A 23047-nucleotide genomic window follows, 5' to 3' on the forward strand; every position below is an offset into this window, starting at 1 on the left:
AGGAGATTCTTGATGAAGCGAAGACGACATGGCCCGGAGCAGATCATCGCCAAGCTGCGTGAGGCGGACGCGATGCTGACGGCCGGGGCGAGCATCGGTCAGGTGTGCCAGCGGCTGGAAGTCAGCGAGCCGACCCTTCACCGCTGGCGGAACCAGTACGGCGGGATGAAGGCCGAGGCGGCCAAGCAGCTCAAGGAGCTGGAGATCGAGAACCGCCGGCTAAAGAAGGCGGTGGCCGACCTGATTCTGGACAAGCAGATCCTGGAGGAAGTGCTGAAGGGAAAATAGCGAGCCCGGCGCGCCGCAGGGAGGCGGTGCAGGAGGCGCAGACGGCATGCGAGGTGTCGGAGCGTCGGGCGTGTGAGGTGGTTGGTCAGCCGCGAAGCACTCAGCGGTACGAGCCGCTCGTGGTGGAGGATGAGCCGATGCTGGTGCGCGCGATGCATGAGCAGGTACGACACCATCCCCGGTATGGCTACCGTCGGGTCTGGGCGCTCTTGCGGGGTGAGGGCTGGAAGGTGAACCGCAAGCGAGTTTATCGCTTGTGGCGGAAGGAAGGGTTTCGAGTGCCTCGAAGGCAGCACAAGAAGCGCAGATTGGGCCATAGCGACGGGGGGATTCTGCGTCATCGCCCGGAACACCCCAACCACGTCTGGGCCTGGGATTTCATCCATGACCGGGATGAGGGCCATCGGTCGCTGAAGTGGTTGACGCTGGTCGACGAGTACACCCGGGAGTGCCTGGCGTTGGAAGTCGAGCGCGGCATGACCGCCTCGGTGATCATCGACATCGTCGCCCAGGTGATCCTCATTCGCGGGGCGCCGCGGTTCCTCCGCAGTGACAACGGTCCGGAGTTCATCGCCCAGGCGCTGCGAAGCTACTTGGAGGCGGCGCAGATTGGCACGCTCTACATCGAGCCGGGCAGCCCCTGGGAGAACGGCTACTCCGAGAGCTTCAATGGCAAGCTGCGCGATGAACTGCTCAATGCCGAGTCCTTCGCCGATCTGCGCGAGGCCAAGGTCCTGGCGGCCACCTGGCAAAATGATTACAACCACCATCGGCCGCATTCGTCGCTGGGCTATCAGACGCCGGCGGCGTATGCGGCCCAGTGTAGATCGGAAGCCTGGGGGGCCCTGCCCCCAAACCCCCGCCAAGGGCTCAGCCCCTGGACCCCGGCTTCTTCCCCTCCTGCCGGTTCGCTATCAGCGCCTGCGCAGGATCGAAAAGTGGACTCGACTCTCATAGCAACTGGTACATAAATTGGGGGCAGGTCACGGACACACCGTGTCGGCCGCCGTTCGTTTTACACTTCCGTTACGCCGCACCAACGCCCGCCCGCCGTCGAACCCGAAAATTGTTCAATATCGGAACCGGCGAACTTCACCGAACACGGCCCCGTGTCGGCTATAATGAGCGATTCGGTGCCGATCGTCGGACCATTGCCGGGAGTGACCGTGGCACAAGAGGGCTTCGCAAGCACGGGCGATATAACCGCCGGGCACGATCCCGCGCCGGTGACCAAACTGCTGCACGCAGCCGCCGGGGGCGAGAAGCAGGCCGCCGATCAACTCCTGCGCGCCGTTTACGATCAGCTCCTCGCCATCGCGCGCAACCGGATGAGCCGCGAGAACCCCGACCACACTCTGCAACCTACCGCCCTGGTCCACGAAGCCTATCTCAAGCTCGTCGGCAGCCAGGCGATCAACTGGTCCAGTCGGGCACATTTCTTCCACGCCTCCGCCCAGGCGATGCGCCGGATACTGATCGACCACGCCCGAAGCTGCGGCCGCGTGAAGCGCGGCGGCAACATGCGCCGCAAATCGCTGGATGCCATAGATATGGCCCTTTCGACCGACGGCGACGACATTCTCGCGCTCGACGCGGCCGTCACACAGTTGGCCGAACGCGATGAACGGGCCGCGACGATTGTGCAATTTCGGTTCTACGCCGGCCTGAGCGTGGAGGACACCGCCGCCGCCATGAACCTGTCCGAGCGGACAGTCAAGCGCGAGTGGGCCTTTGCCCGGGCCTGGCTGTACAAGCAAATCGAATCAGAATAAAAATGTTTCACCTGTTTCGTTTGCGCCGGCAATAAATCACCGAGGGCCCGCATGTCAGATTGGCAGCGCGTCAAGTCAGTCTTCGAGGAAGTCATCGAGCTGCCGGAGGAGGGCAGGGTTGACGCCCTGCGCCGCATCTGCGACGGCGATTCGCAGTTGCGCGTCGCCGTGCAGGACCTGCTCGCGGCCCACGACGGCGCAGGAGACTTTCTCGACGCGCCGACTCTCAATCCGCTGAACCTGAGGGGCGAGGGCCCTCAAAATGTCGAGCCTGCCGCACTACCCGAGCGAATTGGCCCCTACGTTCCGCTCGACGTGACAGGTGAAGGCGGCTTCGGCATCGTCTACCGCGCGCGCCAGGATGAGCCCGTCCGCCGCATCGTCGCCGTCAAGGTCATCAAGCTCGGCATGGACTCGCGCGAGGTCATCGCCCGCTTCGAGGGCGAGCGACAGGCCCTGGCCATGATGAGCCATCCCAATATCGCCGCCGTGCTCGACGCCGGGACAACCGCCGAAGGCCGGCCGTACTTCGTCATGGAGTTCGTCTCCGGCGAGCCAATCACAACTTATTGCCGAAACCATAAGTCGTCGCTGCGCAATCGACTGCTCATGTTCATGCAGGTCTGCCACGCCGTTCAGCACGCCCACCAGAAGGGGATCATTCACCGCGACCTCAAGCCGAGCAATGTCCTCGTCGTATCTCACGACGCCGACGCGCAAGCCGACTTGCCGCAAGCCTCGAACGACGCGGCGAACAGCGTGACTCTGGGCGCCGTCGTCAAGGTCATCGATTTCGGCGTCGCCAAGGCCATCCATCAACCCCTCACCGATCATTCGCTTCACACCCGCCAGGGAATGCTCATCGGCACGCCCGCATACATGAGCCCCGAGCAGGCGGACATGAATCAACTCGACATCGACACGCGAACGGATATCTATTCGCTCGGCGTCCTGCTCTACGAATTGCTCGCCGGTTCGCCGCCCTTCGATCCCCGAAGCCTGCTGAGCCAAAGCTACAGCGAAATCCAGCGGATCATCCGCGAGGTCGAGCCTCCCCGGCCCAGTACCCGACTCATCGAAAAATCCGCCAGGGATTCCGGCGCGCTCGCAGGCCAGCCGATGGCACACCGCAGAATCCTCGCCCGGCAATTGCGCGGAGACCTCGACTGGATCGTGATGAAGTGCCTTGAGAAAGACCGGGCACGGCGCTACGAGACGGCAAGGGACATCGCGCTCGACATCGAGCGATATCTGAACAACTGCCCGATCCTCGCCGGTCCGCCGACCCTCGCCTATCGATTCCGCAAGTTCGCCCGGCGAAATCGCGCCGCGCTGCTGGCTCTAAGCGGCATCGCCGCCGCCCTGATCATTGGCATGGGCCTTGCGGTCGCCGGATTCATGGAGGCCCTCCAACAGCGCGATGTCGCCCAGGAGCAGCGAACACTTGCGCTCAAGAGCGCGGCCGACGCGCATGCCGCCGCCCGGAAAGCCGAGGCCGTCAACCGCTTCATGCTCGACATGCTGGCCGTCGCCGATCCCATGGTCGGCGCACAACGCGACATCACCGCCAGAGAAGCCGTTGAAAAGGCCGTCGCCAAGCTCGATGCGGGCTCCATGAAAGACCAGCCGGTCGTCGAGGCCGGCGTTCGATTGACGATCAGCCGCACATTCATGGGGCTGGCACAGTATGCGGCAGCAATGGACCAGGCGAATCGCGCGATCAATGCCTATCGCGACCTCGTCGGCGAGCAGTCCGCCGAGTACGCCGAAGCCCTTCAGCTCCGCGGCAGCATCCAGTCTTTCTCCGGAAAAGTCGAACTGGCCGAGCCGGACTTCCGCACCGCGCTTGCCATCCAGCGGACCATTCGCGACCCCGACGACCCGGCTATCGCCGCATGTCTCAATGATTTGGCGACGACGCTTAACTCATTGGAGCGATATGACGAGGCGATGGCGCTGCTCTCCGAGGCGGAACGCATCGCGCGATCTCCACGAAATGCATCCCTGTCCGTCCTCCCCGAAATCGTCAACAACGTCGGAATGGTCTACCGTCAGCTCGCCAACTGGAAAGAGGCCGAGCCCCGATTCCGCGAGGCGGCGGGACTCAACCAGGCCGTCCTCGGACGGCTCCACCCGAACGTAGCCACAAATCTCGACAATCTCGCACAGGCGCTGCACCAGTTGGGTAATCTGGACGGCGCGCAGAAGGCCTACGACGAAGCCCTGGACATCCGCCGCAAAATCTACGGCTCAGATCATCCCGACGTCGCTACGACGCTGCACAACATGGCCACCCTGCTCTGGGCCCGCGGTGATCAAAAGGGCTGCGAAATTGCCCTCAGGGAATCCTTCGCCATCTTCCGCCGCATCCACGGCCTTGCACATCCCGACACCATAACCGCCATGCACAGTCTCGTCAGCACGATCGGCGGCGTAGGCAAGCTGGACGAAGCGGAACAGCTTCTTACCGAGTCGTATCAGGCCATCATCGACTCTTCCGATTTCCGCTTCGAAGACAAGCTCGCCATCGCCCAGCGCCTGGTTGGTCTGAACACCGCCCGCCAGTCTTCCGAAAGGGTCGCCCGATGGAATCAAGAAATCGACCGCCTCAAGGCAACCACCCGGCCGGCAGACGATGCAAACGCGTCAGATGCCTCGGCCGATGTCCATAAAGTGAAGTGAACCGGCGCGGACAAGACTTTTCCAGGCAGGTAATCAATGAGCGCCGCAAGACGACTCGCAACGGGTCTTAAGATCCCCTTGCAATAATCCAGGACCGGTGCAACCTTAGGCCCTTTAGCGAACCAAGTATTGGGGAGCGGAAATTCATGCGCGCAACAGTCCTTATTGCGATGATTTTCCTCGCGATCATCGGCGTATCACCCGCTACAGTTCAGGTCCTGCCCAATTTCAGCAATGTCCCCGTCGGTGTCATTCCCTTGGCCGCCGGGGGCGCGGTGACCCGGATGATGGACATCTATCTGCCGCCGGTCGGGCAGCCGCTCTTATCGACGGTGCTCCGGATTCACGGCGGCGGCTGGCAAAGCGGGACGTACAACAGCGTGCCCGCCTCGGCGCTTCGGCTTCGCGACGACGGCGTGGTGGGCGGCCGCGACATCGCCGGATTCGTCGATCTCTTTCTACCCCGGCCAGTCACTCTCGGTTGACGACATCCCCGTCCGTCGGATTGAATAAGCCGATGCCGCAGCCCCCCCAGACAATCTCGGCCCCTTCCGTTCACGCGCGGCACTACAAGTACTACGACCTCGTCATGGCCGTCTTTGTCACCGTCCTGCTCTGCTCCAATCTCATCGGTCCCGGCAAGACGTGCATCATGCCGCTCCCCTTCAGCCTGCCCGGCATCGGAAGCTCACTCACCTTCGGCGCAGGCAACATCTTCTTTCCCATCAGTTATATCTTCGGCGACGTTCTCACCGAGGTGTACGGTTACGCCCGAACGCGCAAGGTCATCTGGGCCGGCTTCGGGGCGATGATCTTCGCCACCATCATGGGATTCGCGGTCATCCACTTCCCGGCAGACCCTAACGAGCCCTTCAACGAGGTCATGCAGCCGGCACTGGAGACCGTCTTCGGCAACACATGGCGAATTGTGGTCGGCTCGATGATCGCCTTCTGGTCCGGCGACTTCGCCAATAGCTATGTCATGGCCAAGATGAAGATTTGGACAAAAGGCAAGCTGCTCTGGACGCGCACCATCGGCTCAACCATGGTCGGCCAGCTCGTCGACAGCGCCCTCTTTTACCCGATCGCCTTCTACGCCATATGGCAGCCAGGCACCATGATCCGCGTCATTGCCTTCAACTGGGTCTTCAAAGTATCGGTGGAAGCGCTTTTCACGCCGGCCACCTACGCCATCGTCGGCTGGCTCAAACGCGCCGAGAACGAAGACTACTACGACCACGATACAAATTTCACGCCCTTCTCGCTGAGCGATTAGGCGCGGCCCCCGGCGACGTCTGTTTCATTTGAATTGAGAGCGCTCGCTAACTGACATACTCCGCATACGTCTTCGCCGTCTCCCACACCCGTACCCGCCGCAGCTTCGCCGGAGAAACCTTCGCCTCCAGAATCTCCCAGATCACTCGGGCGATATTCTCCACCGACGGGTTGAGCTCCGCGAACTCCGCCGTGTCGCTGTTGAGATGCTTGTGGTCGAAGCGATCGATCACCTCTGATTTCACCACTGACTCGAAACGCGGCAGCGGCAAGACCGCGCCCGTCTTCGCGTCAATCGGCCCGGCGACCGTCACCTCAATCTGATAATTGTGGCCGTGCCCATTGGGGTTGTTGCACTTGCCGAACGCGCGGCGGTTCTCTTCGTCCGAAAGGGCGGCGACGTGCAACCGGTGCGCGGCGGAAAACTCAAAGCATTGCGTCAGTTCAATCATCTCGGCGTCTCCCGGTCTCATGCGATACGACAGAAACGGCGTCGCGCACATCTGCAGCGACTCAAAGTGACAATTCGCCGGCACCAGCGGCGTGATCTTCTCGACGATGCCCGCCAGCAACTGTTCGCCGGTCAGCCGAACGCCCGCTGCAAACAGGCGCTGCGCCGCCTCCGGTATGGCGTGTCGCCGCAGAATCGCATCGAGTTCCTGAATGTTGACCAGATACCCCGTCACCGGGTCCGGCGTCCCCGACACGACAATTCGCAGCACCAGGTGCGGCGCGATCCCTACCGCCGAAGGCCACCCGCCCCACGAATTCGTCACCGGCAGTGCCCCCTCAAAACCGCTCTCCCCATGCGCCGCGTGAACCCAGTCGCGGTCGATGGAGAATCGAATCTCACGCATGAGCCGAACGGCCGGACGTGTGCGCGGCACCGCGCCGGCGCGTTTGACTGATTCAGCGGACGCTTGATTCATCACTGGAATTGTAATTCGCCCCGACCATCGCGTCATTTTTCCTCGCACACAGTGCCGCCGGCCATGCACACAAAAGGGCAAAATACCGCCGATTGCCACCAAAAACGCTTGGTTTGGCTGCCCCCAGCAATTACACTGACTTAATTGGATTTCAGGACCGGCCCAGTGCCGAGCCCGATAGAGTTGTTCGATTTTTCTGACGCGAGCGGTCATTGCCGCCGCAATCCCGGGAGGAAAGAAGATGATTCGCTTTGCCAGACGTTCCGCGTTCTTGTTGATACTCAGCCTGGGCCTGGCGGTCACCCCCGCCTCGGCAAGCCTCTTCGTCTCCAGCGACGTCTTCAACTTCGTCGGTGAATACAACGCAACCACCGGCGCATTCGGCGGGCCGTTCGCCGCGTCCGTCGGCGCGCAGGGGCAACTCGGCGTCAAGCTCAATGCGGCGGGCGATCGCATGCTTGTCGGCCACTTCGGCGGCGGCGTCAATGAGTTCGACGCCAACACCGGCGCGTACATCAAGACTTACAATGGCGGCCCCGGCGTCGGCACCCAGTGGGCCGGCCTCTACGCCCCGACCGGCGGCGTCTACATCGGCAGTTGGAATACGGACGACGTCCGCGAATACGACGCCACCACCGGCGCATTCATCCGCGTCGTCACGACCTTGCAGGACCCCTCCGACATGCGCATCGGGCCCAACGGCAATCTCTTCGTCTGCAGCTATAGCGCCAGCGGCGTCAAAGAAGTGGACGCAATCACCGGCGCATTCGTCAACCAGTGGACCATCCCGGTCGGCGCAAGGGCGAATGACATTGAGTTCCTGCCGAACGGTGAGCCGCTCGTCAGCGCCCTGGGATTTAACCAGGTCTACCACTACGACACGTCGTACAACCTGCTCGGCAGCTTCTCGGGCACCGGCTGGGGCAACACCCACGGCATTGAGATCAGCCCCTTCGACGGGAATATCTACGTCGTCGACGGCGTCACGGCGCAAGTGCACATCTTTGACCCGGTGACGTTCAACGAGATTGATTCGATGTTCCTGACGCCCGGCCCGCAGGGCAAGATCGTGGACCTGGCGTTCCGAGTCCCTGAACCAGCAACGCTCAGCCTGCTGATTCCGGCGCTGCTGCTCATGCGCCGCAAGCGCTCATAAGGTGAATCACAGCCGCACGCGCCGAAAGTTGATCCACCCCATGCGCGCGATCAAAAGATCCTGCGTATACGTATCCGCCGCGTCGCTTGCCCCCAATCGCTGAACTGCAAACGACACACAATCCCCGGCCGCCAGCGCACTCTTCGCGATCGTGCCGGCAACCAGAAAAGCAATGTCGCCCGCACCCGTCGGCCCAGCCACGACATTCCCCGCGATGCCCTCGATGACGCCGCTCGCCCCTGCTCGGGCAATGTCCCAGTTCACGCGAAGCGACACATCCCCGCTCGCGGCGGCCGCCGCTTGCACCGGCACGACAATTTCCGCGACATCATCCACGTCACACCAGTCCTCGATGAGGACCGGCAGCGAGCGCCATCCGCCGTCGCTGGTACTCGCGATCTGCACCGCGGGAAAACTGCTCGACGCCTCGGCATTGGTGGAAAATTGCGTAGCGATATAGCTCCCGACGTTGTACGAAATCACCCCCGCCAGCCCGATGATCGGCAGTTGCCGCGTCGGCCGCGCATCCCCCACAAGTGTGTACGACGCGCTCGCCACATCCAGTCGCAGATAATCCGTCGCCGTGCCGATCATGCGCGGGGCGATCGCCGGCGGCTCTGCCAGCAACGCCTCAACAAGAAAAATTGGCCACGCCCGATATGCCAGCTCATAGATGACAACGCGATCGTCCGCATCGACGAACTTCTCGTGAATACTCTGAAGCTGTGTGTCCCCGCCCGGCTCGTACAGGTCCAGTCGCGCACGAACGAGATCCATCAGCTCAAACGCGCCCCGTCCATCCGAAGTGCCGTGCCGCGCATTATCGCCGACGCGAAGCATCTTCGCCGCAATCATGATGACAAACTTTGCGCCGCGGCGGAGGTCCGACGTCTCCGGCGCCGTCAGCTCCTCGGTAAATGAAACATACGCGGCGGGAGCCTGTTCCCGTCGAATCGCCTCGCGCAGCTCCGGTCGATTCCCCCCGGAAAATCCGCGCACGACCGCGAACGCCGGCGAACCGGAAATCGTCGCCGTCGCCAGCCGTGAAACAATGGTGTTTTCGAGATCGCCCAATCGTGACATCGTCGAGGCCCTCCTACAGATTTTCCATGCTCTCGCGCGTCATCAATCGGGCAGGCCCCGTGGCGCGCCCCGCGATACCCAGCGCCGGGTTTTCCGTCGGCGCGCTGGCCGCCGGAAGCTGAACCAGCCCCGACGCCACGCGCGCCAGCCAGGTCACCGCGTCGTCGCGCCGACGGATAATGTCCTCCGGCACCGGCGGACGACGCGTGTGAAGCCGATACGCCGCGATGTCCAGGACAAACGACCGAAGCGCCGCCTGCACCTGAGGCTCGCCCGTCAAGTCCACCGGCACCGCATACCGCGCTGCAACGTAGCTGTTCGCCTCGCCCTCGGCCCCCAGCCGCGCCTCATCCACCTTCGACGCGTCCGCCGACCCCGTGCCCGCGTCATCCGTCAACTGAATGTACGCCGCCGATCCGATTCGAGATTGAATGTCTTCGTTGGTGATATATGCCATGTCTGCGGCACTCCATTAAGTAGAACGGCCCAGGAATCTGCGGTCATAATCGCCCCCAAAAAGGGTGCTCGCCGGTGAGGCGGTGTCGTCTCCCGCGCTCACCGGCGAACAGAGCGTCAACAGCCGCACGCGTTGACGGCCCCCCTTTCCCTCCGGCAAGTGTCAGATAAAGTCCGATCGAACCGCGAACTGCCAGTAGCCATAAGCCATTCGGTATCGGGCACGAACGCCGAACAGGAACTTCTCCCGGCGGAATCCCTCGTCGGAGTCCTCCGCCAGCGCGTTGAACTCCACCGGCTCGCGATCCTGAAAAATGAACGGGCGGAGAATCCCGTCCGTCTTGAGCAGATACCACTTGGACTTGTCCGTCAGCCACGGAAACGAGATCACCCGTGCGATGCCCGACAACGTGTTCGCCCCGCCGCCGGACACCGTGGCGCTGATCGCCTCGTTCGCGGTGAAAAGCATGGTCGGCGGAACGACGCAGACCAGCCCACTGGCGGAAACCAGCATCGGCTCGCCCTGATCATCGACGAACCCCAGCATCGAGCCGATCGCCTGCTTGAGCGCCTCCTTGAATTCCTCAGCAGTCGGCGCATCCGTCGCGTCAGCGTCGAAAGTGAGCAGGTTGCTCTGATTGCCGGACGCGCCCGATAGGTGGGCGGCATTGAAGAAACTCACGCCGTCATAGCTGTTGTTGCCCGCCGTCTCCCCGCCGACAAGCAACTGCGAAATCAGGAAATCCTTGTGCGTTGCGGCGCGCTGAGCCAGTTCCGCGACGCGCAGCCTAATCTGGCCCGTCTGATCGTCGCTGATCTCGTCGCGATCCACCTCGATCGTCGCCTCATACTTGAGGTTTTCAATCGAGTAACTTTCCACCCGCAGACCCTGGGCCAGCCGGCCCTGCCCCCACTCGCGCACCTTCGGCACCGTACCAAGCCACCGATAGTCCTCGCGATCGCTCGTCGACACCACACGCGTCGAAAGATCGCCAAAGTGAACAGGCGTCCCGTCAAACCGATTGAAGAATTCGCTTCTCAGGCCCTTGGTCAAGAGCCCCGTGTTGATCACTGCCATGTGTAACCTCCTCCTTCTTCGTCATGCGCCGCGCGCATCGCGCGCCCGGCGATCAATGTCTCTCTTGATCAGGCGGCTCAACGCGACCCGCCTCCCGGCAACTACGGCAATTCGATGTATCGAAGCGAAAGCAATCCACCGACGCCCGCCGTCGATGACGCCTGCCCGACTTTGGCCCAGACGCGCAGCCCCTTGGCCACGTTCGCGAAGTTGATGGTCAGCGTGGCCGGCGTATTCGCGCTGAGTGACGCGAGATTGAAGCCCGAGACGACTTCGTTTGGCGTGGAGTTACCGGTCCCCACATCCAGAGCGCCGGAATTCGGAACGGTGTTGAATGAAACCTGGGCGTGCAGCACCTTGATCGCCCGCTGAGTAATCAGCACCGGGTTCGTCGTCGCGGCGCTCAGCGAGCTGTCGAGCCGAACATTCGATTCCTGCTCAACCTGCGGAGCAGCCATCGGCATGATCCGCACGATCCCGACGTTGGCGCCGGCGATGGCCATCAAAACACCACAATAGCTGCCGCCGACCACCGGCGCGACCGTGGCCAGCTCATTGTCCAGCGCATACACCGGCCCGCCGACCAGCGTCTGCGTTGCCCCGGAGACGGTGAGAATAAAATCTCCCTGCGTGTAAAGTCGAACAGTGGCATCGCCGTTCTGCCCCGCGCTGTTGTCGATCTCCTCATAGGCGATTCCCGCGAACACGTCGCCGGCAACGAGATTGCGAACATAGCCGCTCGCCCGATCAACGCCGACGATGGCGCCCTTGTAAACGCGCGTCGATGCGGCGACCGCAAAGCTGCGCAACTCCTGATCCACATACCTGCTCAATTCACGATTGGCCGAGATAGCCATTTCCATCATCCTCCTTCTTGATCCTTTTCATCCTTCCCATGTCCGGCATTCACGCAAGGTCGCCGCCGCCGGTTAGCTGCTCGCCGACTCCGCCCTTACGGCCTGCGCGACATAGGCCTCTTCGTTACAAAGCTTTTCAAGAAACGTCCGGTTGTTGCGGTACTCCGCCCGGGCCGCCGACTCCGCCGCCCTATAGGTCGAAGTTGACGAATCACCTGACACAACAGGCACGATCCGCCCCAGCGGCACCACCACGGGTGCGACCGCCGCCCATCGCTCAAACTCCGCCGGACTGCGCTCGGCGAGCGAGACAGCCCAATCCCTCTGCGCGGCCGTCAGCTTTCCGGCAGACATCGCCGCCGCCACGCGCTGGCTCGCCGCCTGATTTCGCTCGCGCGACTCGAGCAACTCGATGCGCTCTGCCGCCGCAAGAAGAATTGCCCCCTCCTCCGCGGAATCCGCAATGCGCAATAGCCCCCGCAATCGCTCGGCGGCACACGCCATCGGCTGATGACCATCCCGTGCCGCTCCGTCGGCACTTGCGATCAACGGCCTCATCCCGACAATCGCGGGCTTGTTGGTCAGGGCGACGGAATGAAGGCCGATTAGCCGCCGGTCGCTTCGGCGCACCAACGCAACTGGAGACAGATAGCGATACTGCCGCGTTCGAAGCTTCTCCGCCGCCTCATCCGTCCACTCCACGCGCGCCCACAGACCCGGCTGAATGTCGCCGCCACGAGCCGCGGCCTCACTGGGCGTGATCATCGACAGCGCCCGAATCCAGCCCGCGGCAGGCGCCTGACCAGTCGGCGAGCTGTAGTTGCCGCCGAGAGTTTGGTGTTCGTAGTCGACCGGCACATCAGCGCCGTGCGCGGTGAACGCCTCGATCGTGGCCGTGGCGGCCTCCTGATCCACGATGAATGATCCCGCCAGGGTCTCCACCTCACCCCACGGCGCAATGAAAATCTGTTCCGGAGGATCTGCCTGCCCCACGGCAGACGACTCCATCACGAGCCTCTCCACCGCTGCCGCCTGAACCAGGCTTCCTGGCACAGTGCGCCGGGCATTGTCACTGACGATCGCGTTTTCGTTCATCGGCCTCTCCCTTCCTGATAGGTTGTTGTCCGGGTCCTTGGTGCAGCCCGCGCTTCAAATCGCCGCACATCTTTCCCACTAACCTTGCTCCCCGTTCGCGCCTCTCGCGCCACTTGCAGTCGGGACTCCGGGAAGCGCCGCCTCCTGCTCACCGGCTTCGGGTATCCCCAGCGCTGCATGTGCCCACCGCGTCGGAACCTTCGCCCCCAGTCGGTTCACGGCGATATCGAGTGTGTTGCCCAACTGCAGGGGGTCGAACCGCTGCTCCATGATGCGGCGGAAGTGCGGAACCGGAGCGCCAGGCCCAAACTGCATTCGTGTCATCGGGGCCAATAGATCGCGCCGCAGCGTCACCGCTTCTTTGCGCAAGTCATCATCGCGCAAGTCGCGCCGCACCTGATCGTGAACTTTCGCCGCCCCCGCACTGGCCAGCATGCGCGCCGTGTCAGTGGTCAGTGTTTGCCCCAGCCACGCCTTGCTCATCTCTCGGTCAAAGTAGAGACACAGGTTCTCGTACAAGTTCACTTCACCGGGCGTGCGCGATTGCACGATCTGAAGCTCCACCGCCTTGGAGAAAATCCCGGTCGCATCGGCACCCAACTTGCTCAACATCCCCAGCAGCTCGCGCTTCTCCTCCGGCGTCGCGTTCGGCGCATATCGGGCAATCCGCACCGGCATCCCAAACACCTCCGCGAATACCAGCCAGTCCTTGACTGCAAAGTGCTTGCCGAGATAGGCAATCGCCGTCGCGCGAAGAATTCCGCCGCGCAGGGGATGCCCGCTCGACACGTGCGGCACATGCATGATGAACTTGTCCGGCGGCAGCTCGATCCCCTCAAACGCCGCCGCGTCCGTCAAAACGCGCACCTGTCCGTTCCCGTCGAGCGTGATGCGGCCAAACGGAACCGGCTCAAGGGCCGCCAGACGATGGCCGGACTCCGACGCCTCCCAAATCAACTCAACCAGTGAAATATTGCGCCCAACGGCGAGCGAGATATGGTCCAGCGCTGCCTCAAACCCCGGTAAGTCGCGCAGTGTTGCATCGCAGTAAGCGGCCGCCTCGTCAGCAAGGGCTCGGCTTGCGGAAACACTTCGCGCCGATCCCCATCCAGGCATCTCCGCGGCCGACACAACCTCCCACGCCAACCCCGTCACCGCCAGGCGGCGAGTCCTCGCAACACTAAACAAATGGGCGTCCTTCTCCTCCATCTGCTCGAAGAGTGAAAGCTGCGCGGATGGATCGCCCGCGTCAGCCTCGCGGATGATAGAAATCAATCGCTGGGGCGTCAGACCATCGGCAGGGTAGTCTTGCCAGACATCCTCGCGGCCTCGACGCACAATCGCGCCGGGCCTCGGCAGCGCTCGCCCGCGCCCCATGATCGAATTGACAATTCTTCCAACGATATTCATATGCGACTCCTCATGTTTTCTTCGCGTGTGATCTCTTACCAGACGCCGTCTCTGGCGAATCTGGGTGGATATGCTGTCGTGAATTCGGCCTCGCCGCGCGGGCCGGCCGTCGCCGCGTGAATCCCCAGCGCAGCCGCCCAGAAGCGGTCCGCGTGCGCGCCTTCCGATCGCGCCGCGTCGAATCGCACTCCGCCCGATGAAGTGACGGCTCGTGTCAGACTGTGCCAGTCTTCGACAATGCGATCGTCCACGGGAATACTGAGCAGCCCGCGCTCCGCGCTGACCCGAAGCCGGCCCGCCAGCTCTCCCTTGAGCGCCGCCGTAAAGACAACGCGCTGAATACGATCGTCGCCGTATCGGGCAGTAAGCCGCTCCGCCAGATGCAGACCCATTCCGGTGGCGTCGATGCAAACTCGCCGAACCGACCGGTGACGAAGCAGCCGATCGAGGGCCGCCTCCTGCTCGTCGAACGGTGCATCGCGGAGCACTTCGAGTCCGCGCGTGACGAGCGACTCTCCCATGCGCTGCCACAACCAGATGGCAGTGAGGTCTCGATGTCGGCCCACGTCCACGCCGATGTAGAGCTCCGCGTCGCGCGAGTTGAGCAGGTTCCAATCCACGTCAGTCTTGCACGTGTCGTCCTGACATGATCGAATCAGTTCGTAAGTCAGAAAGCTGGTGGCCTCGTCGAGAAACTCGCAGCAGAATTCCTGCCGCCACGCCCATTCGTCGCCGATGCTCCGCCGCATCAGCTCCGCGTCTACCGACAATCCACGCGAAACCGCATCCGCCAGCGTGATGGTCCGCTTCGCAAAATCTTTCCGATCCTTGAGCTGAAAGAACTCGTTCTTCTGCCCGCGCGGAGTCGATGCAACGTCGATTTCCCCCTCTCCGCGAAGCACCGTCGGAAAAAGCGCCGCCCAGATCTCTTCCGCGTCCCGGTGCATCGCGAACTCATCCAGGAACACGTCGCCCGAAAACCCCCGTGCGGTCGTCGGGTTCGCCGGCAACCCGATGATCCTCACGCCCCCGGAAAGGCGAAGCTCCAATTGGCGAAACTGCGTGCCCTTGAAGTAGCTCTCCTCACACCACTCGTAATAGATGGACAGCGAGCGGCAGTGATGACGAATCTTCTCCATCACCTCGCGACTCTGTCTTTCGCCCGCCGACAAAATGACCTGCAAGCGCTTTCGTTCGACCGCCCGCATCAGCCGCCGAAGACCAAGCGTCGTGCTCTTCCCCGTCTGCCGCGCCCAGCAGTTCCACGTAAAGCGCGCGGCGTCCGAAACAAGACTCTGTTGATAGGGCAGCAACTCAAGCAAGTGACGTGCTCCGCCGAGCCCGACCGATCGGAAGGGCGCCCGCCCCTCTCGATCGCGTCACCCTCGACACTTGCTCCCCGTGCGCGCCCGCCGCCGCCCCACATACCCTTTCCGGCCCGGCCATCATGAATGCCCGAGAAAATCGCCGACCAGCGTGTATACTCCGAAATAGGCGGTGCCGGCTTCCGTTTTCAGGCGGCCGAACTATAATAGGAAAAACGTTTTAGCTATCTGGATTTGCATCATGGCACTGAATCGTCCCAAGCTCGCAATCGTCGTCGGAGGCGGTCCCGCGCCCGGCATTAACGCCGTCATCGGCGCGGCTGCCATCGAAGCCATCAACCGCGGCCTCTCCGTCGTCGGTATCTACGACGGCTTCAAGCATCTCGCCTCCGACAAGTTCGTCCAGGAGCGGCACTGCATCGACCTGCACATCAAAGATGTCGCCCGCATTCACTTTGACGGCGGCTCCATTCTCCGCACCGCCCGCACAACCCTCCTCGACGAAGGCTCGATCGAAGTCGAAGGCCACGTCCGGCCCGACGAAAAAAAAGTGGGCCGCGTCATCCAGCACTTAACCGAGCTCGGCGTGACATGCATCATCACCATCGGCGGCGATGACACCGCCTTGTCAGCGCGCTTCGTCGCCGAGCGAACCGGCGGCCGCATCCGCGTCGTCCATGTCCCCAAGACCATCGATAATGACCTACCGCTCGCCGGCGACATCCCCACCTTCGGTTACAACACCGCCCGGCACCTGGGCAGCGAGCTTGTCGCCAACCTCATGGAAGACGCCAAAACCACCGGCCGCTGGTATGTCGTCGTCGCCATGGGACGACACGCCGGCTTCCTCGCCATGGGCATGGGCAAGGCCGCCGGCGCGACCGTCACCCTCATCCCCGAGGAATTCGGCGAGACCACCACCATCCAGGGCATCGCCGATGTCCTCGAAGGCTCCCTCCTCAAACGCAAGGCAATGGGCCGCTCCGACGGCGTCGCCATCGTCGCCGAGGGCCTCGCCTACAGGCTCGGCGATCGTGAAGAACTGGAGCGCCTGCTCCACAAGAAAGTGCCCGTCGACGCCGCAGGCCACATGCGCCTCGCCGAAGTGCCCCTCGCCCGAATGCTGACCGAGGAGCTCATGCGCCGCTCCGAGGAGCGCGACGAGAAAATCACCGTTATTCCGCAGACCATCGGTTATATGCTCCGCTGCGCACCACCTACCCCGCTCGACATGGCCTACTGCCGCGACCTCGGCAACGGCGCCGTCACCCTCATCCTCGACGAAACACGCGACCTCACCGGCGGCATCATGGTCACCATCCAGGGCAGCAATCTCTTCCCCGTCACCTTCGCCGAAATGGTTGACCCCAGGACCAACCGCACGCGCATTCGCCAGGTCGACGTCCACAGCGACAGCTACAAAGTCGCCCGCGCCTACATGATCCGCCTCGAATCCACCGACTTCAATGACCCCGTCATGCTCGCCAAGCTCGCCGCCGCAGCCAAAACCACCGAGCATGAATTCATCAAACGCTACACCCGCGCCGCCACCCGCCTCTTCGAACAACCCGGCTTCACCCCGGTCGTTTGATGGCGCCGTCTCCCAGCCTATTCGCCGGGCTCCACTCTTCCGGCACGCCATCAGGCCGCACTTTGAAAAACTGGTAGTTGTCCGAACTGATTGGCTCATCAAACCGAAGCTCGACGCTGCGCAGCCCAGCGCCCGTCTTAACCACCTTCGCCTCAAACCCCAGCCCGCGCATCGTTTCGCCTTCCGCCCGTGCATGCCCGCGCGTCGTTCCCATCTGCCCCAAAAATCCACTCAGCATTGGATCGTCCGCTCCAGACCAAATCACAATCGTATGGTCATCACCTACCGCCGCTTCAGTATCCCCGCTGTCCGAGAGAATCGTCGCCGTCCCCGCCGCCCCCGGCATCGACATGAAACGGTCCTGCATGAAAAGCCCTTCAAACGCATACCGATTATTGATCACAAAGATGTGATCGCCCTCCCTCATCGGCCGACCAAACGCATCCGCCATCATCTTGAGATGCAACCGCGATTGCGACTCCAGATACGAAAGCAACCATCCCGTCGTCCACACCGTCGTTACCTGAACAACAACAAACAAGAAAAGCGGAATCAGCCGCAATCGCGGCGAACCATCTTTCCTCGGCCGCGTCATCCACGCCGCCCCCAAAAACGCCAGCCCGATGCTCGGCAGCACCATCACCCGATCGTCCGGCGGCGTGCAAACCAGAATCGGCAGAAACGCGACCGCCCAAAGCGCCATCCATCCGACACCGCGCTGCCCCCGATCTCGGGCAACAAACAGGAGTGCAATGCACCCAATCGCCGCGCCTCCGATGGCCGCATACACCCACCGATAGGCCATCAGCCCTGGCGTCAATTCAAAGAGAAACGGATTAACCGGAATGACCCATGACGAAAGCAGCAGCAGCGCCCGAAGCGGCACCGCCGCCAAATAGTCGCCGAACGCCCGAACAGGATCGAGCATCACCGATGTATTCGAGCCGTAACCGCCCTTCGAGTAATACAGGAGCCACGCCAGCGCCATCACCGCCGAAACCGCCAGCGCCGCGAGAACCCGCCTGCCCGCGGCCGCCTCTCCTCGGCGAATGCGCCACACCAACAGCGGCGCCGCCGCCACCGGCAACATCGCCTCCTTCATTCCCAGGCCGATGACAAGGCTCAGCGCAAACAACACAAGCCCCGCCGCGCTTCCCGTCCCGACAAACCGATCGACCGCGATCACCGCCCCCGCCGCGCAGACCAGCGCAATCACGTCCCCCTGCGCGGAAATAAAAAGCACCGGCACCGCATGGCTCGCCGCCGCCGCGAAGATCAGCGCCCCCCATCGTGCCACACGCTCGTCACCGCCGACAACCCGCAGCAGCCGCAACACCAGCAGCACGCCCGCCGCATAGAGCGCAAGACCCGCCACCCGATACCCCAGCGGCCGATCGCCAAAGACAACGTACTGCCCGTACAAAGCCCACTCCGCCAACGGCCGCATATGCTGGTACTTAAGGTCGTCGTCCATCCACCACGGATACCACCCCGCATCCCGCTCGGCCCGGTTGCGCCCGACGTCGCCCGACAGGAATCGGTAAACGTCCGGCGAAGGCCGCTCCCCCGCATGATGCTCGCGCAAAACGCGCATCGCCCGATGATCGTCGAGGATGAATCCGTCGCCCACCGATGGCGCATACAAGGCAATAACTAAGAGTATGAGCACAATGCCCGGCCGCCGCGTCGCCTCAAACCAGACCGCGACTCGATTGCGTGAATGGGGTGCCTTCATGATCGAAGGAGAGTGTATCGCCGAATGATGTGTTCACGCGAGAAGGGGGGGGGGAATCGAATCGGCGCGTCAGACGTCCAGATCCTTCACATGAATCGCATTCGTCTCGATGAAGCCGCGGCGTACTTCCACGTCGTCGCCCATGAGAATGGAGAAAATTCGATCCGCCGCGCGCCAGTCCATTTCCATCTGCTCAAGATCATCCTTGCCGGCCTCGCTGATGACCACCTGTAGCAGTTGCCGCTTGGCCGGGTCGAGCGTCGTCTCCCAGAGCTCGTCAGGATTCATTTCGCCCAGACCTTTGAAGCGCTTGATCGTCGCGCCCTGCTGGCCGATCTTTCGCACCCCGTCAGCAACACCGCCCAGGCCTTCCAGCTCTGCCGGCTCGCGGTCGTCCGGCACGAGAACATACTTGGCCGGGGTCAGTTCGCCCGTGACCAGCTCCTCGCGCACCATGAAGTAGTCGTCGAGGTCGATCCCCTGTTCGTCGAGCCAGCCAATGGCCTTCTCCAGGCGACGGCATTCGGTAAGCTCATATCGAACCAGCTGCGCCGGCGCGCCCTCCTCATCCCTCGCCGCCGGAAGGCTCACGCCGCCCTCAACCACCTCAACCGCCCCGAGCTTCTCCTGCATCTCGCGTCGAAATCGATTGAATCCATCCTCATCCGCGAAGTAATGCTCCTTGCCGCCCAGCACCGCACGAATACGCGGCAACGCCCCCTTCCCCTTGCCGTGATGCTCGGCGACAAAGCTGCGGAAGTCGATGCTCCGCCGCTGAAAGACGCGCCGAATGTAGGCGATGTCGTCAAGCACCCTCACGAGCAATCGCAGCTCCTCGCCGGAAAGAGTTTTCTCCTTGCCCGCCGCAGAGCCATTGCCGCCGCCCGGGCGAATCACCAGCTTCGTCCCCTCAAGGCCCCAGTCGGTCAGGTTTCCGTCGAGGATCGTATCGTTGAGTACGAACTCGGACTTCTTCCCGCGCTTCAGCAGATAAAGCGGCGGCTGTGCGACAAACATATTGCCGCTCTCAATCAACTGCCGCATGTGCCGGAAGAAGAACGTCAGCAGCAGCGTGCGAATGTGACTGCCGTCTACGTCCGCGTCGGTCATGATGATGATCTTGCCGTAGCGGCACTTGGCAACATCGAAGTCCTCCGAGCCCGGCACCCCGCAGCCCAAAGCCCCGATGATCGTCTTGATTTCCTCGTGCGAAAGGATCTTGTCCATCCGCGACTTCTCGACGTTCAGAATCTTTCCCTTCAGCGGCAAGATAGCCTGTGCCATCGAGTCGCGGCCCTGTTTCGCCGAACCGCCTGCCGAATCGCCCTCGACCAGGAACAATTCCGACTCGGCCGGGTCCTTGCTCCGACAGTCCCACAGTTTGCCGGGCAGATTGCCGCTGGACAGTGCGCTTTTGCGCGTCGCTTCGCGCGCCTTACGCGCCGCTTCCCGCGCCGCCGCCGCCGCGATTCCCTTGTTCACCACCTTCTTCGCGTCGCCGGGATTCTCCTCAAGCCAGTTGCCGAGCTGCTCGTTCACGACCGTCTGCAGGAACGACTCGACCTCCGAGTTCATCAGACGATCCTTCGTCTGCCCCTGGAAGTCAGGCTCCCGCACCTGCGCCGAAACAACAGCCGTAAGCCCCTCGCGCCAGTCCTCTCCCTTGATCTGCAAATCGCCCTTGAGAATATTGCTCTTGCGCGCGTAAGCATTGAGCGTGCGCGTCAGCGCGGTCAGGAAACCGGAAAGATGGGTTCCGCCGTCGCGGTTCTTGATGTTGTTGGCAAAGGCGAGAATGTTCTCGTTGTAGCTGCTGTTGAATTGAAACGCGATCTTGCAGCCGAGGCCCTGCTCGTCGTCCTTCGCGGCGAGGATCTGCACCTTGTGCAGGCCCTCCTTGCCCTCGTTCATATGGCCGACGAACGCCTTCAGGCCGTCGGAGTATGCAAACTCCTCTTCCTTGCCGATCCGCTCGTCAACGAACTTGATCGAGAGGCCCTCATTCAGATAAGCCAGCTCGCGCAGCCGCGTAATCAGTGTCTCGGTGCGAAATTTCGTGTCATCGAAGATCTCGGGGTCCGGCTGGAACTCGACGCGCGTACCCGTCCGCGTCGTCTCGCCGATCATCTCAAGTTCCTTGACCGCCTTGCCGCGCTCAAAGCGCATCGTATAGATCTTCCCCTCGCGCTGAACTTCGACGACCAGCCACTCGGACAGCGCATTCACCACGCTCACGCCGACGCCGTGCAGACCACCGCTCATCGCGTATGAATCGCGATCGAACTTGCCGCCCGCGTGCAGGACCGTCAAAACAATCTCGAGCGAGCTCTTGCCGTCGAGCTGGGGGTTGCCCGGCAGTCGCTTGACCTCAACCGGGATGCCGCGGCCGTCATCCGTAACCGTACAGCTCCCGTCGGCGTTGATCTTGACCAGGATATTCTTGCAGAACCCGCCCAGCGCCTCATCGACCGCGTTATCGACGACCTCCCACACCAGGTGGTGAAGACCGTGAAGCTGCGTGTCGCCGATGTACATCGACGGCCGCTTACGGACGGCCTCCATCCCCTCGAGGACGCGAATGCTCTCCGCGCCGTATTCCTTCACAGGCTTCGGCGCAGGCTTGTCGTTGGAAATCTCTTCCACGGTCGACCCTGATTGACTATCCGTCGGCGGCGCGCTCATTTACTGGCGTTCCTTGCTGATCTTCTTTTTGTTGCTGTCGATCGACTTGCGCCGACCGGACATCCGACCTACTTGATACTCGATCCGGCCGACGTCAGAAGCGCCCATCGCCTCGTTCACCGCCGCAACCAGGGACCCGCCAAGCTGCCGCTCCAGGACAAACCGCGTCGCCGCGCTGTCCACCATTATCCGAAGCCGCCCGCCCGTCAGCCCCTCAACTTTCGTCAACTCCGCGTATTCGGCGGGTAGCGCCCTGAGCCACGCCGCCTCAACCCGATCCAAAAGTCCGCTCTTCTTGCCTGCCGACTCCGGCCACGCCTTCGCCAATAGGTCCCCCAGTGCAGCCGGCAATCGCCGCCGCCACGGAACGAAATTATAGCGCCGCCAGAACTCTTCCTGGACGTCCCTTGGGGCATCAGCTACCCCGCCTTGCCGCAGAATCCGTTCTCTGGAGGGGTGCCTTCCCATGCAAGAAACCCTATGTAAAACCCGCACATACTTTAATCGATCGCGGCCTAGGTCGCCAGCGCCGCCCCATGGACACCCATAAGCCTAATCCGCGTGGATGTGAGGCCTTGTAATGCGGGATTGGCTTGTTATTCTTTACGCAGAATCCTCCTGATTGGGCCAAAGACGGATTGGGCGTCCATTTCTCTTGGGCCAACCGGAGATGATTCAAGTCTTGCTAGAGGAGGCTAGACAATGATCGCTTCGTCAATCGTGTCACTATTACTGATGTTGCCGGCGCAAACTTGTCCGACGTTTGAACAATTTGAGCCCGCCCCTGCGGGCGATCCCGGAACGACTTCAATAACGATTCCCGTCGGGATTCTTCCTCTCAACGACATTCTCGCAGCGCTCGGGCTTCCCTCCCTCGTTAAACTCGAAAGCATAACGGTTCCCGCCCCCGGTGGCGGTGGATCGGGGGGGGGGGACAACTTCGCCCCCGACCCCACAAACCGGCACCGCGAACTACACGTTGCCGTACGGTGAAGGAATTCTCTCAATTACTGTCGATTGGCGCAGGATTAAGCTCGGTTTGGAGACAGACGTCATTGTTGTTTATTCTCAGTCAATCGCCGGGCTTCCACTCATCGAGGAGGTTTGGAGCAGCACGTTCATCGTCCGCTTGACCACCGACTACGAGGCTTCCTATTCCGGTGTCTCGCAGCATGTCACCGCCGAAAATTCTCTACCCGTCGAGATTGAGGGTCGCCTCAGTTCCGCTGTGCTTGAAAACCTGTCCGCAGCACTCTCTTTCAATTCTGTTGTAACGAACACTTCGTTTGAAGCAACGGTTCCCTTCCTTCTCCACTCGATCACAACTGGTAGTTCCGGCGGATCGACAACCGCCGCTCAACCGGGCTTCCAATACTGCGGCGGAAGCTGTGTGTGTGCCAAGCAGCAGAATGAGACAGTCCAGACCAACGACTGCCCTACCGCTACAGACAATGCGAGTTGCTCTTCAAAATCCTGCCGTGTTCAACCCAACAGTGTACATCGAGACTGCAACTGGATTGGCGCAGCAGGCCATCCCATCGTAGCTATTCTTGCGATGTTTGCGGCCGCCGCTGCATGGCGGGCGAGAAGACGGCTCGCCGATCGCTTACACGCGCCTCATTAGTGCCTTGGA

The 23047-nt window shown here is 62.2% G+C and carries 18 protein-coding genes and 1 pseudogene; 8 read left to right on the forward strand and 11 right to left on the reverse strand.

All coding sequences use genetic code 11. The features are described 5' to 3' along the window. Nucleotides 1–12: 12 nt before the first annotated feature. From HS101_09475 to HS101_09495, 5 genes and pseudogenes are all read left to right on the forward strand, one after another. Nucleotides 13–1094 (forward strand): annotated as a pseudogene (locus tag HS101_09475) (IS3 family transposase). A gap of 315 nt (nucleotides 1095–1409) precedes the next feature. After that, nucleotides 1410–2060, forward strand: a complete 651-nt coding sequence (locus tag HS101_09480) for a sigma-70 family RNA polymerase sigma factor (GenBank protein MBE7506502.1) — start codon at nucleotides 1410–1412, stop codon at nucleotides 2058–2060. 51 nt (nucleotides 2061–2111) lie between these two features. Beyond that, the gene (locus tag HS101_09485; GenBank protein ID MBE7506503.1) at nucleotides 2112–4742 is read left to right on the forward strand and encodes a serine/threonine protein kinase; all 2631 of its coding nucleotides are present in this window, start codon (nucleotides 2112–2114) and stop codon (nucleotides 4740–4742) included. A 146-nt stretch (nucleotides 4743–4888) separates the two neighbouring features. After that, nucleotides 4889–5227, forward strand: a complete 339-nt coding sequence (locus HS101_09490; protein ID MBE7506504.1) for a hypothetical protein — start codon at nucleotides 4889–4891, stop codon at nucleotides 5225–5227. A 32-nt stretch (nucleotides 5228–5259) separates the two neighbouring features. Continuing rightward, nucleotides 5260–6018 carry a queuosine precursor transporter gene (locus tag HS101_09495; protein MBE7506505.1) on the forward strand — a complete coding sequence of 253 codons (759 nt, stop codon included), beginning with the start codon at nucleotides 5260–5262 and terminating at the stop codon, nucleotides 6016–6018. A 46-nt stretch (nucleotides 6019–6064) separates the two neighbouring features. Here HS101_09495 and HS101_09500 read toward each other — a convergent pair whose 3' ends face one another. Next, nucleotides 6065–6460: a 6-carboxytetrahydropterin synthase gene (locus HS101_09500; protein MBE7506506.1), complete on the reverse strand. Its 396-nt coding sequence runs from the start codon at nucleotides 6458–6460 to the stop codon at nucleotides 6065–6067. A 727-nt stretch (nucleotides 6461–7187) separates the two neighbouring features. On the opposite strand from HS101_09500, the gene HS101_09505 reads away from it, so the two are divergent. Beyond that, the gene (locus HS101_09505; protein ID MBE7506507.1) at nucleotides 7188–8102 is read left to right on the forward strand and encodes a hypothetical protein; all 915 of its coding nucleotides are present in this window, start codon (nucleotides 7188–7190) and stop codon (nucleotides 8100–8102) included. A 6-nt stretch (nucleotides 8103–8108) separates the two neighbouring features. On the opposite strand, the gene HS101_09510 is transcribed toward HS101_09505, so the two are convergent. From HS101_09510 to HS101_09540, 7 genes are all read right to left on the reverse strand, one after another. Continuing rightward, nucleotides 8109–9185 (reverse strand): DUF1834 family protein, encoded by a 1077-nt coding sequence (locus HS101_09510; protein MBE7506508.1) that lies wholly within the window; start codon nucleotides 9183–9185, stop codon nucleotides 8109–8111. A 13-nt stretch (nucleotides 9186–9198) separates the two neighbouring features. Beyond that, the gene (locus tag HS101_09515; GenBank protein MBE7506509.1) at nucleotides 9199–9642 is read right to left on the reverse strand and encodes a DUF1320 domain-containing protein; all 444 of its coding nucleotides are present in this window, start codon (nucleotides 9640–9642) and stop codon (nucleotides 9199–9201) included. Nucleotides 9643–9804: 162 nt separating this feature from the next. Further along, a complete protein-coding gene (locus HS101_09520) occupies nucleotides 9805–10719 on the reverse strand; it encodes a Mu-like prophage major head subunit gpT family protein (GenBank protein MBE7506510.1) in 915 nt (304 codons plus the stop codon). Nucleotides 10720–10820: 101 nt separating this feature from the next. Continuing rightward, nucleotides 10821–11576, reverse strand: coding sequence for a hypothetical protein (locus HS101_09525; protein MBE7506511.1), 756 nt, complete (start codon nucleotides 11574–11576; stop codon nucleotides 10821–10823). A gap of 72 nt (nucleotides 11577–11648) precedes the next feature. Then, a complete protein-coding gene (locus tag HS101_09530; GenBank protein ID MBE7506512.1) occupies nucleotides 11649–12671 on the reverse strand; it encodes a hypothetical protein in 1023 nt (340 codons plus the stop codon). A 78-nt stretch (nucleotides 12672–12749) separates the two neighbouring features. Further along, complete coding sequence (locus tag HS101_09535; GenBank protein ID MBE7506513.1) at nucleotides 12750–14081, reverse strand: DUF935 family protein; 1332 nt, start codon at nucleotides 14079–14081, stop codon at nucleotides 12750–12752. A gap of 35 nt (nucleotides 14082–14116) precedes the next feature. Next, the gene (locus HS101_09540; GenBank protein MBE7506514.1) at nucleotides 14117–15403 is read right to left on the reverse strand and encodes a hypothetical protein; all 1287 of its coding nucleotides are present in this window, start codon (nucleotides 15401–15403) and stop codon (nucleotides 14117–14119) included. 244 nt (nucleotides 15404–15647) lie between these two features. Here HS101_09540 and HS101_09545 point away from each other — a divergent pair, with 244 nt between their 5' ends. Next, a complete protein-coding gene (locus HS101_09545; protein ID MBE7506515.1) occupies nucleotides 15648–16997 on the forward strand; it encodes a 6-phosphofructokinase in 1350 nt (449 codons plus the stop codon). On the opposite strand, the gene HS101_09550 is transcribed toward HS101_09545, so the two are convergent. The 3 genes from HS101_09550 to HS101_09560 form a co-directional block, all read right to left on the reverse strand. Beyond that, nucleotides 16981–18732 (reverse strand): hypothetical protein, encoded by a 1752-nt coding sequence (locus tag HS101_09550; GenBank protein MBE7506516.1) that lies wholly within the window; start codon nucleotides 18730–18732, stop codon nucleotides 16981–16983. The genes HS101_09545 and HS101_09550 overlap by 17 nt on opposite strands. A 69-nt stretch (nucleotides 18733–18801) precedes the next feature. Next, the gene (gene gyrB / locus HS101_09555) at nucleotides 18802–21414 is read right to left on the reverse strand and encodes a DNA topoisomerase (ATP-hydrolyzing) subunit B (GenBank protein MBE7506517.1); all 2613 of its coding nucleotides are present in this window, start codon (nucleotides 21412–21414) and stop codon (nucleotides 18802–18804) included. Then, complete coding sequence (locus HS101_09560) at nucleotides 21415–21882, reverse strand: DUF721 domain-containing protein (GenBank protein ID MBE7506518.1); 468 nt, start codon at nucleotides 21880–21882, stop codon at nucleotides 21415–21417. A 571-nt stretch (nucleotides 21883–22453) separates the two neighbouring features. Between HS101_09560 and HS101_09565 the strand changes: the two genes are divergently transcribed. Beyond that, nucleotides 22454–23038 (forward strand): hypothetical protein, encoded by a 585-nt coding sequence (locus HS101_09565; GenBank protein MBE7506519.1) that lies wholly within the window; start codon nucleotides 22454–22456, stop codon nucleotides 23036–23038. The last annotated feature ends 9 nt before the right edge of the window (nucleotides 23039–23047 follow it).

This window comes from Planctomycetia bacterium (assembly GCA_015075745.1).
Lineage (GTDB): Bacteria > Planctomycetota > Phycisphaerae > UBA1845 > UTPLA1 > UTPLA1.